The sequence below is a fragment of the Candidatus Poriferisocius sp. genome (assembly GCF_965208355.1).
Taxonomy (GTDB): domain Bacteria; phylum Actinomycetota; class Acidimicrobiia; order Acidimicrobiales; family Bin134; genus Poriferisocius.
On the sequence record NZ_CBDBOM010000003.1, the window covers coordinates 1,863,663 to 1,879,482 of the forward strand.

16 protein-coding genes are annotated in these 15,820 nt (G+C 59.9%); 6 read left to right on the plus strand and 10 right to left on the minus strand.

What is annotated here, in order from left to right; translation table 11 throughout:
- Nucleotides 1-20: 20 nt before the first annotated feature.
- The gene (locus tag ACOGXH_RS09915) at nt 21-1,019 is read left to right on the plus strand and encodes an SDR family NAD(P)-dependent oxidoreductase (protein WP_419928944.1); all 999 of its coding nucleotides are present in this window, start codon (nt 21-23) and stop codon (nt 1,017-1,019) included.
- 23 nt (nt 1,020-1,042) lie between these two features.
- On the opposite strand, the gene rapZ is transcribed toward ACOGXH_RS09915, so the two are convergent.
- The 3 genes from rapZ to uvrC all read right to left on the minus strand — a co-directional run bounded on the left by rapZ (nt 1,043) and on the right by uvrC (nt 4,592).
- On the minus strand, nt 1,043-1,915 hold the full coding sequence (gene rapZ / locus ACOGXH_RS09920; RefSeq protein WP_419928945.1) for an RNase adapter RapZ: 873 nt from the start codon (nt 1,913-1,915) through the stop codon (nt 1,043-1,045).
- Between the two features lie 83 nt (nt 1,916-1,998).
- Nucleotides 1,999-2,736: a class I SAM-dependent methyltransferase gene (locus tag ACOGXH_RS09925; RefSeq protein WP_419928946.1), complete on the minus strand. Its 738-nt coding sequence runs from the start codon at nt 2,734-2,736 to the stop codon at nt 1,999-2,001.
- Nucleotides 2,733-4,592 (minus strand): excinuclease ABC subunit UvrC, encoded by a 1,860-nt coding sequence (uvrC, locus tag ACOGXH_RS09930; RefSeq protein WP_419928947.1) that lies wholly within the window; start codon nt 4,590-4,592, stop codon nt 2,733-2,735. Before uvrC ends, ACOGXH_RS09925 begins: the two co-directional genes overlap by 4 nt.
- A 222-nt stretch (nt 4,593-4,814) precedes the next feature.
- On the opposite strand from uvrC, the gene nadA reads away from it, so the two are divergent.
- Nucleotides 4,815-5,909, plus strand: coding sequence for a quinolinate synthase NadA (gene nadA, locus ACOGXH_RS09935; RefSeq protein ID WP_419928948.1), 1,095 nt, complete (start codon nt 4,815-4,817; stop codon nt 5,907-5,909).
- On the opposite strand, the gene ACOGXH_RS09940 is transcribed toward nadA, so the two are convergent.
- The 3 genes from ACOGXH_RS09940 to ACOGXH_RS09950 all read right to left on the minus strand — a co-directional run bounded on the left by ACOGXH_RS09940 (nt 5,906) and on the right by ACOGXH_RS09950 (nt 9,124).
- Complete coding sequence (locus ACOGXH_RS09940) at nt 5,906-7,072, minus strand: aromatic ring-hydroxylating oxygenase subunit alpha (RefSeq protein WP_419928949.1); 1,167 nt, start codon at nt 7,070-7,072, stop codon at nt 5,906-5,908. The two genes, nadA and ACOGXH_RS09940, sit on opposite strands and share 4 nt — an antisense overlap.
- Nucleotides 7,073-7,138: 66 nt before the next feature.
- Nucleotides 7,139-8,683, minus strand: coding sequence for an AMP-binding protein (locus ACOGXH_RS09945; protein WP_419928950.1), 1,545 nt, complete (start codon nt 8,681-8,683; stop codon nt 7,139-7,141).
- A 66-nt stretch (nt 8,684-8,749) separates the two neighbouring features.
- Entirely contained in the window at nt 8,750-9,124 is a 375-nt protein-coding gene (locus tag ACOGXH_RS09950; protein WP_419928951.1) for a hypothetical protein, read from the minus strand.
- A gap of 165 nt (nt 9,125-9,289) precedes the next feature.
- Here ACOGXH_RS09950 and ACOGXH_RS09955 point away from each other — a divergent pair, with 165 nt between their 5' ends.
- Entirely contained in the window at nt 9,290-9,628 is a 339-nt protein-coding gene (locus tag ACOGXH_RS09955) for a hypothetical protein (RefSeq protein WP_419928952.1), read from the plus strand.
- A 90-nt stretch (nt 9,629-9,718) separates the two neighbouring features.
- Here ACOGXH_RS09955 and ACOGXH_RS09960 read toward each other — a convergent pair whose 3' ends face one another.
- Nucleotides 9,719-10,000, minus strand: a complete 282-nt coding sequence (locus ACOGXH_RS09960; protein ID WP_419928953.1) for a hypothetical protein — start codon at nt 9,998-10,000, stop codon at nt 9,719-9,721.
- Between the two features lie 106 nt (nt 10,001-10,106).
- Here ACOGXH_RS09960 and ACOGXH_RS09965 point away from each other — a divergent pair, with 106 nt between their 5' ends.
- The 3 genes from ACOGXH_RS09965 to ACOGXH_RS09975 all read left to right on the plus strand — a co-directional run bounded on the left by ACOGXH_RS09965 (nt 10,107) and on the right by ACOGXH_RS09975 (nt 13,586).
- Nucleotides 10,107-10,388 (plus strand): antitoxin HicB, encoded by a 282-nt coding sequence (locus ACOGXH_RS09965; RefSeq protein WP_419928954.1) that lies wholly within the window; start codon nt 10,107-10,109, stop codon nt 10,386-10,388.
- Between the two features lie 133 nt (nt 10,389-10,521).
- The gene (locus tag ACOGXH_RS09970; RefSeq protein ID WP_419928955.1) at nt 10,522-11,586 is read left to right on the plus strand and encodes a DNA cytosine methyltransferase; all 1,065 of its coding nucleotides are present in this window, start codon (nt 10,522-10,524) and stop codon (nt 11,584-11,586) included.
- Entirely contained in the window at nt 11,583-13,586 is a 2,004-nt protein-coding gene (locus ACOGXH_RS09975) for an ATP-binding protein (RefSeq protein ID WP_419928956.1), read from the plus strand. The genes ACOGXH_RS09970 and ACOGXH_RS09975 overlap by 4 nt, the downstream gene beginning before the upstream one ends.
- Nucleotides 13,587-13,770: 184 nt before the next feature.
- Here ACOGXH_RS09975 and ACOGXH_RS09980 read toward each other — a convergent pair whose 3' ends face one another.
- The 3 genes from ACOGXH_RS09980 to ACOGXH_RS09990 are packed head-to-tail and all read right to left on the minus strand — an operon-like array spanning nt 13,771 to nt 15,815.
- Complete coding sequence (locus tag ACOGXH_RS09980) at nt 13,771-15,195, minus strand: N-6 DNA methylase (protein ID WP_419928957.1); 1,425 nt, start codon at nt 15,193-15,195, stop codon at nt 13,771-13,773.
- Between the two features lie 21 nt (nt 15,196-15,216).
- Nucleotides 15,217-15,615 (minus strand): type II toxin-antitoxin system death-on-curing family toxin, encoded by a 399-nt coding sequence (locus tag ACOGXH_RS09985; RefSeq protein WP_419928958.1) that lies wholly within the window; start codon nt 15,613-15,615, stop codon nt 15,217-15,219.
- Nucleotides 15,612-15,815, minus strand: coding sequence for a DUF6290 family protein (locus ACOGXH_RS09990; RefSeq protein ID WP_419928959.1), 204 nt, complete (start codon nt 15,813-15,815; stop codon nt 15,612-15,614). Before ACOGXH_RS09990 ends, ACOGXH_RS09985 begins: the two co-directional genes overlap by 4 nt.
- Nucleotides 15,816-15,820: the final 5 nt, after the last annotated feature.

Consider the following 15,820-nt stretch of genomic DNA (forward strand, 5'->3'; position numbering starts at 1 on the left):
CTAGCGGGGTACCTTCTGCCATGAGTCAAAAGGCCCGGATGGGCAACATCGCCAGCGCTGTGGTTGCCGCGGTGCGCGACCTGCGCAATTCGAAGGCACCTGACGTTGAATCGGTTTCCGACGACGTGCGGATCGACGGCAAGACATGTTTGGTGACCGGGGCCAACAGTGGATTGGGCCGAGCCGCCGCCATCGATCTGGCCCGTCGCGGCGGCAACATGATCCTGGCCTGCCGCCCCGGTCGGGCTGAGGTTTGCGATGAAATCAAGCAGGCGTCAGGTTCCGACACCATCGAGATGGTCGAGGTGGACCTGGCCGATCTCCGCTCGGTCCATCGCTGCTGCGACCAGCTGAAGGAAAGCGGCGTCAGCATCGACATCGCCCTCCTGAACGCCGGTCTGATGGCGCCCACTTCCAGGCAGTCGGCGCAGGGGTTCGACATCATGTTCGCCGTTCACTTCCTGGCCAACCGCGTGATGATCGACCGGTGGTTGACGGACAGCGTCATTCGGCCTGCGAAGCAGGGAGAGGAACCACCGAGGATCGTGTTCGTCTCATCGGAATCGCACCGCTCCGCTGAAGCCATCGATTTCGATCGCCTCGGTGAGTACGCCGAATACGGGATCAAAGAGAGCATGCAGCACTACGGACTCAGCAAGCTGGTGCTGTGCACCTATGCCACCGAGCTGTCGTGCCGCCTGAACCAGAACGAAAGCACAGAGGTGGCCGTGCACGCCTTGTGCCCGGGCGGGGTGGCCACCAACATCGCCCGAGACGCGCCAGCGCTGCTGAAGCCCATCGTCAGCCCGGCTCTGCGGTTGTTCTTCCGGTCTCCTGAGAAGGCCATCGCACCGATCATCTACCTGTGCTGCGCACCCGACGCGGGTACGACCACCGGGATGTACCTCCACCTGATGAATCACAAACCGGTGTCGGACCCTGCCGCCGAATCTGTAAACGGGACCAAGCTGTGGGAGGCCAGTGAAGCAATGGTGGCCAAATTTCGGGACGCTGTCTGAGCGCTGCTCTGCCGCCCTTCGGGCTAGCTGTCAAGGTCCCGGTGCGTGATGAGGGGGCGAACGCCGAGTTCGGGGTCTTCGGTGAGGCGTTGGTTGATGTCCTCGGCCACGAACACCGAGCGGTGGCGGCCCCCGGTGCAGCCGAAAGCGATGGTGAGATATGACTTGCCCTCTCTCACATAGGCGGGCACCAGGAGCTTGAGCAGATCCTCGGTCTTCTGGAGAAAGGTCTCAGCCATGGGCTGGCCGTTGAGCAGGAAGTCCGTCACCGCCTCGTGCTGGCCGGTGAGCGGTCGAAGCTCCTCCACCCAGTAGGGGTTGGGCAGGAAGCGGCAGTCCAACACCAGATCGGCGTCTAGCGGGATGCCGTTCTTGAAGCCGAATGACATGATCCTGGTGGTCACCGACTCCGGCCCCGCGTCCAGCCCGAACACCTCGTCGATGAAGTGGTGGAGCTGGTAGATGCTGTATTCGGAAGTGTCCACCACTACGTCGGCCTGGCTGCGGAGATAGCCCAGGGCCTCCCGCTCGGCCTCGATGGCGTCGGACACCCCCATCGGCGGGATGCTGGCGAACGGATGGCGGCGTTTGGTGCTCTCAAACCGTTTCACCAGCTCCGGGGTGGAGGCGTCGAGGAAGAGTATGCGCACGGACCCCTCGGCTGATTCCTTGAGTTCGACCAGCGCGGGGACCACCTCCTCGTGGTACAGGTTCAGCCCCAGTACCAGGCCTACCCGGGAGATGCTGCTGCCGGGGGCATCGGCGAACTCCTGAACCTTGGGCATCAAGGCCGGGGGCAGATTGTCGACCACGTACCAGCCCAAGTCTTCGAAGTGGTTGGCAGCCTGCGACCGGCCCGCTCCGGACATCCCGGTGATCACCACAAACTCGGCCACCACTTCAGGCTAATGGTCGAGATGGGATTGCTTCGGATATTCCGCAAACACTGATGAGCGCCAACGGGTCACCCCGCCAGCGGTTACTTTCGACAGACCAGCACCAACAGGCGGGGAATGGACTCGGCCTGGGGATACTCAGGGGCGGCGGCCAGGAATCCCGACGGTGGCGCCGGTTCCAGCATTCGGTCGATGGCGAGTCCGGCGTCGAGCAACGCGTTCACATAGCGGCTCAGCGGGCGGTGAACGAACGGCAGGAACACGTCCTTCTGGACCTCTTCGATCATCACGCTCTCCCGCAAATAGGCCCCGATCCGCCAATACTGCTCGGGAGGGTCTAGGACATGGTCGTCGATCCATCCGCTGTCGGGGGTTTGCAGCAGCGGATGGTTCAGGAACAACAGGAATCGCCCGCCGTCGCGCAGTGTTCGGGAGGCCTCAGCCACGGCGGTGTCCATGGCCTCGATGTGCTCGAACACCAGGCAGGCCACCGCAGCGTCGAATGACCCAGAGGCCAGCGGCAGTGCTTCGGCACTTGCCCGCACATAGACCGGTCCCCCAGCGCGTTGAGCGGCTTTGCTCAATTGGGCCTTGGTGGGATCAACTCCCACTACCAAGGACGCCCCCTGTTCATCCGCCAATCGAGACAGCTGCCCTTCGCCAGCTCCCACGTCCAGGACCCGGTCGTACCCGGCCAGGAGCTCTGCGGCCAACGGGACGATCAACTCGGCGTACTCGGGATCGGCACCGTCGGTGCACTGATCCTGCCACCAGCCGGCGTGACGCTCCCAAAGATCTTCATTTGGGTGCTCTTGGGTCATTGGGGGCCGTGGAGTTTCTCGTTGATCGCGTGGGCCACCGCATCGGGGAGCCAGCTGAGGGCCAGCAGGTCGTCCAGGGTTGCCCGTTCCACTGCCCGCACTCCGCCCAACTCCTTCACCAGACGAGCTCGTCGAGTGGGACCGAGGCCGGCAATGCCGTCCAGCGAGGATCGGGTCATTCGCTTGCCCCGGAGCTGGCGGTGGTAATCGTTGGCAAACCGGTGGCTCTCGTCCCGTATGCGCTGAAGCAGGTACAGACTCTCCGACGGCCTCGGGATCTCCACCGGAGCGGCCTGGCCCGGCACGTAGACCTGCTCGAACTCTTTGGCCAGCCCGGCGGGGAAGATCTCTCCATCGAGGCCCAACTCGGCCAACACACGCTCGGCCACGCCCAGTTGGCCCTTGCCGCCGTCCACCACCAGCAGTTGGGGCGGATAGGCGAACTTCCCCTTCTCTTCCACCGGACGGTCCCGCTCGTCCAGGTAGTTGGTCAGTCGCCGGGTAAGCACCTCTTCCATGGCGGCGTAGTCGTCGTTGCCGCCCACGGTGCGCACCTTGAACCGGCGGTATTCCGACTTGCGGGGTAGGCCGTCCTCCATCACCACCATCGAGCCCACATAGTCGGACCCCTGGAGGTGGCTCATGTCGTAGCACTCGATCCGCAGGGGGGCTTCGGGCAAACCCAGGCAGTTCTGGAGGTCGTTGAGGGCTCGGGCCCGGCTGTTGTGGTCGGTGCTGCGCTTGAGCCGGTGTCGGTCAAAGGCGTCGGCCGCGTTGCGGGCCACCGTCTCTTGGAGCTTGCGTTTGGCCCCCCGCTGGGGCACCGAGATGGCCACTTTGGATCCCCGCTGTTCCCGCAGCCACTCTTCGTACAGGCCCTGGTTGTCGGGCATGTCGGGAACCAGCACTTGCTTGGGACTGCCCAGCGGGTTCTCCTCGAAATACAGCCGCTCTAGCACCCGGCTCACCAACTCGTCGCGAGTGAGGTCGCCCGCCTTGTCCACGATGAACCCCCGGCGGCCCATCACCCGGCCCTTGCGGACGTAGAACACCTGGCAGGCCGCCTCCAACTCGTCGTCCACTAGGCCGACCACGTCGTAGTCCTCCGAGCGGGCCCCCACCATCTGCTGGCCCTCGATGGCTTTGCGCACGCTGGCCAGGCGGTCCCGGCTGCGAGCGGCCTGCTCGAACTCCAGGGCTGCGGAGGCCTGGGCCATATCGTCCTCCAGCCGCTTCACCACCTCGTCGGTGTCGCCCCCGAGGAAGGCGAGCAGGTCGTCCACCATCTCGTCATAGCGCTCCCGCTCCACCTCGCCCACGCACGGCCCGGCGCACTTCTCGATGTGGAACAGCAGACACGGCCGACCCAGGCGGGCGTGGTGGTTGAACTTGTTGTCGCTGCATGTGCGAATGGGGAATGTGCGCAGCAGTTGGTCGAGGGTCTCCCGGATGGCGTAGGCGTGGCCGTAGGGCCCGAAATAGCGGTTGCCCTTCTTCTTGCGGCCCCGGATGACCATGGCCCGGGGCCACTCGTCCACCATGGTCACGCACAGAAACGGGTAGCTCTTGTCGTCCCGATAGCGGACGTTGAACCGGGGCTGGTGCTGCTGGATGAGGCTGTACTCCAGCATCAGCGCCTCCACCTCGGTATCCACCTGGATCCACTCCACCGATTCGGCCTCGGCCACCATCTGGGCGGTGCGGGGCGGCAGGTAGGCCGGATTCTGGAAATAGCTGCCCAGCCGGGACCGCAGGCTCTTGGCCTTGCCCACGTAAATGAGCCGTCCGTGGCGGTCTTTGAACTGGTACGAACCTGCGGCATCAGGGATGGTGCCGGAGGGCGGGCGGTTCAGCATGCTCTGCCCATCCTACGAGTCGAGCGGCCCCCGGATTGCCCAGCAACGGCGCGACGCTTCTCTTTTCATTGGGAGTGTTTGGCGGATATGATTTCTATCCACGCCGGCCGGGTATCCGGCGACATATCGAACTCTGAGGCCGACATCCCCGTGGCGAGGCGACCCGGCTGTCCCCACCGGCTGCTAATCAGAGTTCCCGTACCTCCTGGAGGTTCCCAAAACATGTTGCGCGTTCAGCGTCCGCTCCCTGAGCGGTACACAACGGCATCGCCCCAGCAATTGGCGGGCTGGATCGGCGACGCGAAAAACGCCCTGGGCGACCGGCTGTTCATTCTCGGCCACCACTACCAACGCGACGAGGTCATGGCGTGGGCCGATGCCCGCGGCGACTCCTTCCGGCTGTCGGTGCTGGCCCAGCAGCGCCCCGAGGCCGAGTACATCGTGTTCTGCGGTGTGCACTTCATGGCCGAATCGGCCGACATCTTGACCGGCGACCACCAGCAGGTGGTGCTCCCCGACCTGAACGCCGGCTGCTCGATGGCCGACATGGCCGACATCGACCAGGTGGAAGAGGCCTGGGACGAGCTGGCCCGAGTGGTGGACATCGACCGAGTGGTGCCCATCACCTACATGAACTCCGCCGCCAACCTGAAAGCGTTCGTGGCCCGCAACGGCGGAGCTGTCTGCACGTCGTCCAACGCCCGTGCGGTTTTGACGTGGGCGCTGGAGCGGGGCGATCAGGTGCTCTTTTTCCCCGACCAGCACCTGGGGCGCAACACCGGATACGACATGGGATACGACGAGAGCCACATGGCGGTGTGGAACCCCCGTTTCGATTTGGGCGGGCTGACCGAGGCCGATTGCAAGGAGTCGGTACTGCTGCTGTGGAGGGGGCACTGCTCGGTGCACCAGCGGTTCCAGCCCGACCATGTGGCCGCATTCCGGGCCGAGCACCCCGAGGGGATCGTGGTTGTTCACCCCGAGTGCAGCCGAGAGGTATGCGCTCTGGCCGACCAAGTGGGCTCCACCGACTACATCATCAAGGCGGTGGCCGCCGCACCAGTCGGCTCAGTCATCGGGGTGGGCACCGAGATCCACTTGGTGAACCGGCTGAATGATGAGACCCCAGACAAAACAGTGGTGTCGCTCGACCCGCTGATCTGCCCGTGCTCGACCATGTTCCGCATCGACGCCGCCCACTTGGCCTGGACACTGGAGGGCCTGGTTGAGGACAAAGTCCGCAATCGCATCACCGTCGAGCCGGACATTGCCGCCGACGCCCGCGTCGCCCTCGACCGGATGCTGAGTATTACCTAGTTCTCTCGGTCCACACTCAGCTCGGCGTAGCGCTCTACCGCGTGGTGATAGTGCTGCAAGCTGGGCTCGTTTCGCCCGAACAGCACCTCTGAGGTGGCTCCGCTCTTGAGAGCATTCTGGATCTGGAAGCCCACCCAGTAGTCCTCGTCTCGCACCGCCTGAAGCACTAGCGCGCTGAACTGCTCAGCCACCTGCTGCTCTTCATCAGTGGACGGCTCATGGCGGCACAGCACGGTCTGGATGGTGAGGCTGGTGTCGACGGTTGATCCGGGGAAGAGCTGGCTCAGCAGGCAGTAGTCGCCCAGGATCCCCGAGATCGAGACGTTGGGGAAGATGGAGTGGATCAAGCGGATGTGCTCGTCGAGGTCCCACTCCTCCTCGGGCTGGTCGACCAGCTTGGGCAGCGACTTGCGGCCGAACACGATGCGCTGGTGCGGCCCCCAGGTGTCGTGGGCCATGAGGTTGCCGATGGTGTTCAGCCCCACGGTCTTGGGGTGGAGCCGCTCCTGGTGGTAGCCCTCCAGATACCCGTCCCATGCCACCTTCCAGCCCGGCCCGTCGAGGGTGCGCTGCTCGAAGATGTGCCACTGGTCGAGGTCGAGGGCGGCGACGTAGGGGGCGAAGTCGCCAAGGAAGGTGTCGATGTCGAAGGTGACGCCGGGGGTGAGGCAGGCGAACACGAAGCCGGCTTTCTCGGCACAGGCCAGCGGGGTAAGCGCGAGGTGGTCGCGGTCGACGTCACCGAAGGTGTGGGCGCCGAACATGCCCACCAGGTCGCCGGCGGTGTCGTAAGACCAGGCGTGGTAGGGACAAGTCAGCCGCTGAGCCGAACCCGAACCTGGCTCGCACAGCGGCGAACCCCGGTGGCGGCAGACGTTCAGAAAGGCCCGGGCCGCGCCATCGGCCCCTCGGGTGAGTAGCAGCGGCACGCCCATGACGTCCATGGCCTTGTAGGTGTCCGGAGCAGGAAGCTCTGAGCTGATCGCCAGAGCCAGTGGCAGGTGTTTGAAGATCCGCTCGACCTCGTACTCGAATCGGGGCTGGTCAAGGTAGGCGTCGACCGACTGGCGCATCACGTCGGGGGCCAGATCGGTGGTGTTGTCCTGCCACAGTTCGAAGACCCGACGGGTCAAGTCCCGGATCGCGTCGTCGGTGTAGGGCATCGCCCAACTCTAACTTTTGGAGCGATTCCGTCTGGAACTGGCGATGCGGTGGCTGCGAGAGGGTACCTACGACAGTCGGGCCAAGTATTCCTCCCGCAAAGGCTTCTTATAGAGCTTGCCGGTGGGCAGGCGGGGAAAGTCGGCCCGGAAGTCCACCACCCTCGGCACCTTGAATCCCGCCAGTTGCTGGCGGGCGTAGGACCGTAGTTCCTCGGCCAGAGCGTCGGTTGCCTCGATGCCATCCTCAAGCTGCACCACGGCGTGGACGTACTCCCCCATCTCCTCGTCGGGCAGCCCGAACACAGCCACGTCGGCCACCTTGGGGTGCAGGGCGAAGCAGGCCTCGATCTCTTGGGGGTAGATGTTGACCCCGCCGCTGATGATCATGAAGGTGGCTCGGTCGGTGAGATAGAGGTAGCCCTCCTCGTCGACGTATCCGATATCTCCCACCGTGGTCCAACTGCTGTTCTCAGGGTGGCGGGAGTCCTTGGTCTTCTCCGGGTCGCCGTGATACTCGAAAGGAGGGGTCTCTTGATCGAAGTAAACGAGGCCCGGCTCCCCAGTTGGAAGCTCCTGGCCGTCGTCATCGCAGATGTGGAGGATGCCCACCATGGCCTTGCCCACCGACCCCTTGTGCGCCAGCCAGTCCTCGGGGCCGATAAAGCACAACCCACTGCCTTCGGTGGCGGCGTAGTACTCCTGGACGATGGGCCCCCACCACTCGATCATCTGTTCTTTGACCGCCACCGGACAAGGAGCGGCAGCGTGGACCGCCATCTTCAATGACGACAGGTCATAGCGGTTGCGGACTTCCTCAGGCAGCTTGAGCATGCGGATAAACATGGTGGGCACGAGCTGGCTGTCGGTCACCGAATACTGCTCCACGTAAGCCAAGAAGCGTTCAGGGTCGAATCGGTCCATGATCACCAACGTGCCCCCCAACTCGTGCACGCCGGCATTCCACATCAAAGGGGCAGAGTGGTAGAGGGGCGCCGGAGACAGATAGACGGAGTCCTCGCTCATTCCGAGGAGGTGGCGCTCAAGCATGCTGATGCCCGAGAGGCTGTCATCGTGCACTTCGACATCGGGCAGAGGCCGCAGGATCCCCTTGGGCTTGCCGGTGGTACCCGAGGAGTACAGCATCACCGCCCCTTTGGGCAAGCGGGGCAGAGGCTCAGCGGGCATAGCTGCAACGGCATCCTCATACGGCTCAAACCCGTCGGCATTGCCGTCCATCATCAACCGGTGCTGGCAGTCGGGGATCAGGTCGAGCATTTGTGCAGCCGTGTTGGCCATCGCGTTGGTGGTGATCAGCACGTTGGAACCGCTGTCGTTGACCAGATAGGCCGCCTCCTCCGGCGACAGGTACCGGTTGATGGTGGTGAAGTAGAGCCCTGAAGTCATCGCCGCCCAAAATGCCTCGTAGTAGCGGGGATGGTTCTCGGCCAATATCGAGATGTGGTCCCCCTCCCGCAGCCCTCGGTCGTGCAGCAGCCGAGCTAGCCGGTTGGCCGCCTCATCCAGCTCCCGGTAGGTGGTGATCTCCCCGGTGCTGGCCATGATCTGCGCCGCCTTGTCCGGCGTGGTGCGAGCGTGTTCCCCCGGATACATGCGTGGCCTACTCCTCCGCGGTCTTTGCCGGAGGGAGATTAGCGGCCTGCCATAGAACCAGGCCGCTCACATCTCGTTGCAGCCCCGAAACCCCGGGTCGGGACCGGAGCGGCGAGGCGGGGCGAAGAAGTCGTTCTCATCGTCGTCAAGCCGGTTGCACTTGCGCAGCATCGCCCGCCGCTCAGCTTCCAGGAACAGGTACCGGGCCACGTCATCGGGCGTGTCGTCGTCGGCAAACAGGTCGGCCGCCACCGGATCCCGCATGAGCTCACGGCGAATGTCGTCTTTGGTGACCACCGTCCCATCCGGACCAACGGCCCGCACCTTCGCCAACCGCCGCCGGTACCACTTGTTCCTCAGAATCGGAAAACACAACCCCAGGTTGAGCATCATCAGCCCAAAACAGCCGATCGTCACCCCCGTCAGGAATGGACCCATCATGAGTCTTCCTCGTTGTCTGAACTGCCAGGGCGCCCTGATCACCGGGTGCGATAGATTCCTACCTCACAATATATATCCATATATTTCAATTCAACTGGCAGACCGGAATCGACGTCTAGGCAAATTTTCGCCAGCCCTGCATCAAGCAGCGAATACTCTTTCGTCGTGGCCCAACCTGACCATCCCGAGCCTGAACCCCAACCTGCGCACCACCAGAGCCCAGACCGCGAATCCCTGCTCAACCGATGGCGCCAACTGGACTACGTCGACCCCGACAAGATGCGCCACGACACCGACCAGATCATTGGCCCGAACACATTTGACTGGCTTGTCGACGTCGCAGAAGACGCCGAGGACCGCCGCGAACTAGCCGCCGCGCTGGCCGAAGACGACTTTGTGCCCTGGGAAGAGGTCAAGGCTGACCTGGGTCTCAGCAATCCCACGCACGATATTTCCGACGATGCGCTCTGGGAAGAGGTGAAGGCTGACCTGGGACTGGAATAGGCCATACACCGTCGAGGCCGCCCGCTGAGGCAATCCACGTCAGCCCGAATGACCAGGCTTTCGCTTGCCTGTAGCCAAGCGCCGAACTCTCTAAGGGGCCCGCTCAGTACGAGCAGCGTTCTTGGCCGAGGTAAGCGAGTTCGCACCGACGATTCCGGTCACCGATAGGTCTTCTGCTGACTCCACATCTGCCTCCGCCGACAGCACCGCCTCCTCAATGGAGCCGGCCTTGCGATTGAAGTCCAAGAATTGAACCCCCTCGGACGAGCCGACCAACGCATCATCACAGCCCGCGTCAAACAGCGCGTCAACAACCTCACCTGACTGAAGATCACGACCCTCTACGGTCAGCGTGAACGTGAACCTCTGCATCTCGACTTTCCTTCCAAGCCCGCCAACTCCAATCCAATGAGACCATACAACGCTCAAGCACTTGCGGCGGTTAGGTAAGGGGATTCACCTATCCTTGAATTGCAGGATGAGCACGATGGTGATTGACCAGTACAGATTCTGGACCGAGTGGTCCGAAGAGGACGGCGAGTGGGTCGGCCTGTGCGATGGCTTTCCCCTCGTTAGCTGGGTAGAGCCGGACCAAGAGGCAGCCGAATCGGGCATCCGGGCCGTGGTCGCCGAAGACATCGAAGACCTAGTGGCTGAGGCCAAGCCGCTGCCCAAACCTGGTGTCGAATGGCCGCCTCAAACGCTGGCCCCCAAGGACCCTCGGCCTCAACAGTCTGCCCCACCCTCTGCCAGGTTGTGAGGCCACCACTCCTCCAGAGCCTTCCTGCAGATGTTGTCACTGCCTCCGACTAGAGTGGCGGACCCTTCCCCTCCTCTCTATCATCCGCCTCCAATGGAATTACCATTTCCTTGGCGACAAGGTTTGGCTACCGATGGCTGACGTCCAAAAAAAGCAGCAGCCCCTTCTACCACACGCCGTCGACCTGTTCTGCGGAGCTGGTGGTCTTTCCTTCGGCATGCAGCAGGCTGGGATAAACATCGTCGCTGGCATCGACAACGACCCCTTCTGCAAACACCCCTTTGAATCAAATGTAAAGGGGAGGTTCTACCAAGAAGACATCTTTGACCTCGCACCAGAGTTTCTTGCCTCCCTCTACCCCCCTGGGCATCCCACCGTCTTGTCAGGTTGCGCACCTTGTCAACCGTACTCCACCTATACCAATCCCATTGGTCACGAACAACGAGAACTCCAGCCGCTAGACAAGTTCTCCGAGTTGATAGCAGCGGTACAACCCGACATTGTCACGATGGAGAATGTCTCTCTGCTGACAAGGCATGAAGTCTTTTCCGAATTCCTCACCAATCTAATCCAGTCAGGCTACCACTACAATTATTCCGTCGTCAGCTGTTCGGACTATGGAGTACCTCAAACAAGAAGGCGTCTCGTATTGCTTGCTTCTTTGCTCGGGCCCATAGATCTGCCCTCTCCCTCAAATGTCGATCAACGTGAGCTAACTGTCAAGAAGAGCATCCACCACCTCGAACAGATCGCAGCGGGCTGTGAGTCGCTCACTGATAGATTGCACAGGGCCAGTGGCTTATCCGATACGAATCTGAGACGCATAAGGAGTTCTACGCCGGGCGGAACCTGGAAGGACTGGGACGAAGAACTTCGGGCACAATGCCACACCAAGACCAGTGGACGCACCTATTCCAGCGTCTATGGGCGAATGAGGTGGGATGAACTCGCACCCACAATTACGACTCAATTTCATGGCTACGGCAATGGAAGGTTCGGACACCCTGAACAAGATCGCGCAATATCATTGCGAGAAGGAGCTTTACTTCAAACATTTCCGGAAACATATTCCTTCCTTCCGGACGACGCTGTTATCCATACAGCACCAATAGCTCGCCTAATTGGAAATGCAGTGCCTGTCAAGCTGGGAACAGCAATCGGCAATGCAATATTATCCCATGTGAGTACAAATCGATGACGACCGACGACCACACATACAAGATGACTGTAAGCCTCAACATTTTGAGGCATCTGGGCTTTGGCTTATATAGCAATATCGCTGCCGTATTATCAGAGGTCGTGGCAAACTCTTGGGATGCCGATGCGGAACATGTATCTATCTCAATAGATGCAGACGATGGCAGCGTCACCATCGAAGATGACGGACATGGTATGACAATTCAGGATGCAAACAACAAGTACCTGTATGTCGGATATGAGCGACGCGCCGAGGAAGGCTTAACGCCTAGATTTCAACGTCCGGTAATGGGACGTAAGGGAATCGGTAAGCTCTCATTATTTTCCATCGCGCGAACTGTGGAAATTCACAGTGTCAGGAACTCACTGAAACACGGGTTTCGCATGGATTCTGACGACATTGAACGGATCATCAAGGACGGACACGAAGTACAATACCATCCTTCACCAGTCAACACGCAAGATGTCGAAATATCAAAGGGTACACGAATTGTACTGACTAATATGAAACGCCAGCTCCAATGGACAGGAAGGGCATTAAGAAGACGATTAGCTCGGCGATTTAGTATAATAGGGCCCCAACATAATTTTGAAATCGCATTAGACGGAGAACTCGTAACTATAGAAGATAGAGAATACCAGGATAAGTTACAATATATTTGGACCTATGGCCCAAGAGGGGACGAGTGCCGTGGCACCGCAAAAAAACACGAGGACAGTGAAAGTCGATCCGGTGCCGTCAACGAAGGCCAGGACTACGAAATTGACGGCTGGATCGGAACTGCGTTCGAAGCTGGTCAACTAAAGGATGCAGACACATCGGAAAGCATCAACAAGATAGTCATAATGGTAAGAGGAAAGCTTGCCCAAGAAGACATTCTTGAAGAATTTGGGGAAGGTGGACTATACACCAAGTACATTATTGGTGAAATCCATGCGGACTTCCTTGATCTTGATGATCAGGAAGATATCGCCACTACTAGCCGACAGCGATTGATAGAAGAAGATCCCCGTTACGAACAACTGAAGAAGAAGTTAAAGACCGAACTCAAGCACATTCAAAGCAGGTGGACTGAACTCCGGAACTTGAAGGGAACTCAAGATGCATTGATGTTCCCTCAAATTGAGGAATGGTACAACAGTTTAAACGCCGATCAGAAGAGGGCAGCAGAAAAGTTGCTGGGCCGCATTAATCAACTGACGATCGACGACCCTGATGACAAGCGCCAACTCTTTGTAAGCGGCATATTGGCATTTGAAAGCCTAAAGCTTCGCAATCTGCTTCATAGATTGGACGAGGTATCCCCAGAAAATTTGGAAGTCTTGAGCCAAGTGTTCATCCAATTGGATGATTTGGAGGCCAGTGCCTACTACCAAATATCAAAAGACCGGCTCGAAGTTATCGGTAAACTAAATGACCTTGTGGACGAAAATGCCAAGGAGAAGGTGCTTCAGAATCACCTACATAAGCATCTCTGGCTCTTGGATCCGTCTTGGGAACGCGCCACACACACCGAATTTATGGAGTCCAGAATTTATACGGCTCTTGATGCAGTCTATGATTCACTGACAAAAGAGCAACGAAATGCTCGCTTGGATCTCAAATACAGCACTACCGGCAATAAGCATGTTCTCATTGAACTGAAACGCGCTAACAGGGTGTTATCTACTTCCGATCTTCATTCACAAATTTCCAAGTACTACAGTGCCGCAGAAAATTGCCTGAGGAGCGCTGGCAAAGGGCACGAGCCTTTAGAATTCGTGTGCGTAATTGGAAAACGACTGCGGGATTGGGATGAATCTGAAACCGGCGAATCTCGCTCCCGCGACTCGCTACGCGCCCTCAACGCGCGCATCGTTAGATACGATGAGCTCATTGAAAATGCCCTTCAAGCATATCGGGACTACATTGACCGTCGTCAAGAAGCTGGAAGGGTATATAATTTGATTCAGGAGATTTCTGAACAAGATCTAGAAGCCATCCATCCAATCGATGCATAACGATGTAACACCGTTTGATGATATCAGTAACTACTTTGGTTAGTGGGCAATACTGCAATGTAAAGTAGTTCTTCAGTCCGTTTCTTCTGACATCATTAGGTCGCTCTGCCACATGCGTCTGATTTGTTACATCTAGTGTGCTTTTGCCCTTGAAGGCAGAATGCGTTGGTGGTTTGAATGTTGGCTAGTCAGGAGCGGTGAGACCGTCGGCGAGGGCTTGGATTTCGGTGAGGGCGGACTGGAGGTCTTCGGCGATTTCGGCGGCTAGGACGGCGGGGGCGGGGAGGTTGTCGATATCCTCGAGGCCCTCGTCGCGGAGCCAGAAGAGGTCGAGGCTGACCTTGTCGCGAGCGTTGAGTTCGTCGTAGGAGTAGCGCTTGAAGCGCTTGGACTCTTGGCGCTGGTGGCGGTTGGTGGGGTTGTAGCAAGCAACGAAGTCGTCAAGGTCTGCCCTGGTTAGAGGGTTCTGCTTGAGGGTGAAGTGCTTGTTGGTGCGGAGGTCGTATACCCACAGCTCCTTGGTCCAGGCTTGCTCCGCACCCTCGCGGCGGCGGAAAAAGAGGACGTTGGCCTTAACACCCTGGGCGTAGAAGATGCCGGTAGGGAGACGGAGCAATGTGTGGACATCGCAATCATGCAAGAGCCGTCGGCGGATGGTCTCGCCGGCATCGGCCTCGAACAACACGTTGTCTGGGACGACTACCGCGGCGGTGCCGCCGATCTTGAGCAGGCTGACGACGTGCTGGACGAAGTTGAGTTGCTTGTTCCTGGTAGTAGCCCAGAAGTCGTCGCGCACGTATGCGTCAGAGGCTGCCTTGCCAAATGGCGGATTGGTAAGAACCATGTCGAAGCGCTCGCCCGGGTCATCCCGTAACGCGTCATCCACATTGATGGGGGAATCGGACTCAGGGCTTTCGATGCCGTGAAGAAGCAGATTCATGGCACAAAGGCGCGCAGGCAGGTCGGCAATCTCCCAGCCAGTGAATGCTCCGGAGCGCAAGTGAGCAGACTGTTCAGAACTCAGAATGGGGAACCGCTCCACGATGGATTGGTAAGCACCAAGGAAGAATCCACCAGTCCCGCAGGCAGGGTCGCAGATGCGATCCTCGGGTCCAGGAAGCATCACATCGACGATGGCAGAGATGAGAGCCCGCGGAGTGAAGTACTGCCCCGCACCCCTAGCCCCTTCTTGGGCGGTCCGTTCAATCAGACCTTCGTAGGCATCGCCCTTCAGGTCGGCGTCGTAACTCATCCACTCGTGCTGGTCGATGAACTCCTTTATGAGCCGTTCCAACTTGGCAGGATTCTGAACCCGGTTGCGAGCCTTGCGAAATACCTCTCCAAGCATGTCGTCGTACGAACCCAACTTGGCAAGGGTCCTGTCGTACTGGGCTTCGAGCTGTTCTCCCGACCGATTCAGCAGCGTCGCCCAGTCGTAGCCGATGGGCACCACCCGCTCCCCCAGCATCTCTTCCTGTTCATCTGCCATCTTGAGAAATAGCAGGTATGTGAGCTGCTCCAGATAATCGCCGTATGACAAGCCATCATCCCGGAGCAAATCGCAGAAGTCCCACAGCTTCTGCACCATGGCCTTGGGGTCGGAGGTCATAGGCGCTTCACCATGTCACAACTAGGAGTCAGGGGCCTGCTCATGCATGAGCTGTAGTGCCTCCGCAATGTGGTCGACGCTTAGGGCGCCGGTTGCGACGGCTACTACAAGGTCGTACACGTCGTCGTTGGCAGCGCTGCTCACGCTGGCTTCGTTGAGTTCCAGAAAGACGGCAGTGGCAAGCCAGCCAAGCCGCTTGTTGCCGTCAATCAGCGGGTGGTTGCTGACAATCGAATGCAGCAGCGCACCGGCCTTGCTCCAGATGTCGGGATACGCGTCCTCACCAAAGGCCGATGCCTGCGGCCGGGCGGCAGCTGCGCCCAGCAAGCCGAGATCGCGAACGGGCGGCGTGTCCCCGAGAAAGCGGCGAGCTAGCTCTAGAAGATCCTCGGCGTCCAGGTATTCGACGGTGAAACTCACTCGCCCAGGCGTTGCAACGCGTCAGCATGGCGCTGCGTGATGAGTTCAGCAGCAGCCGCGACGCGGTCGCGATGATCGGCCTTGGCGATGTACTCGCGTACGGCCCGTCGTGCTGCCTCCTGCATCGACGTACCCTCGAGCGCCGCTCGCTCTCGTAGAGCGTCCTGCTCCTCCTCAGTCAGTCTGAGTGTCATAGCCATTCAAT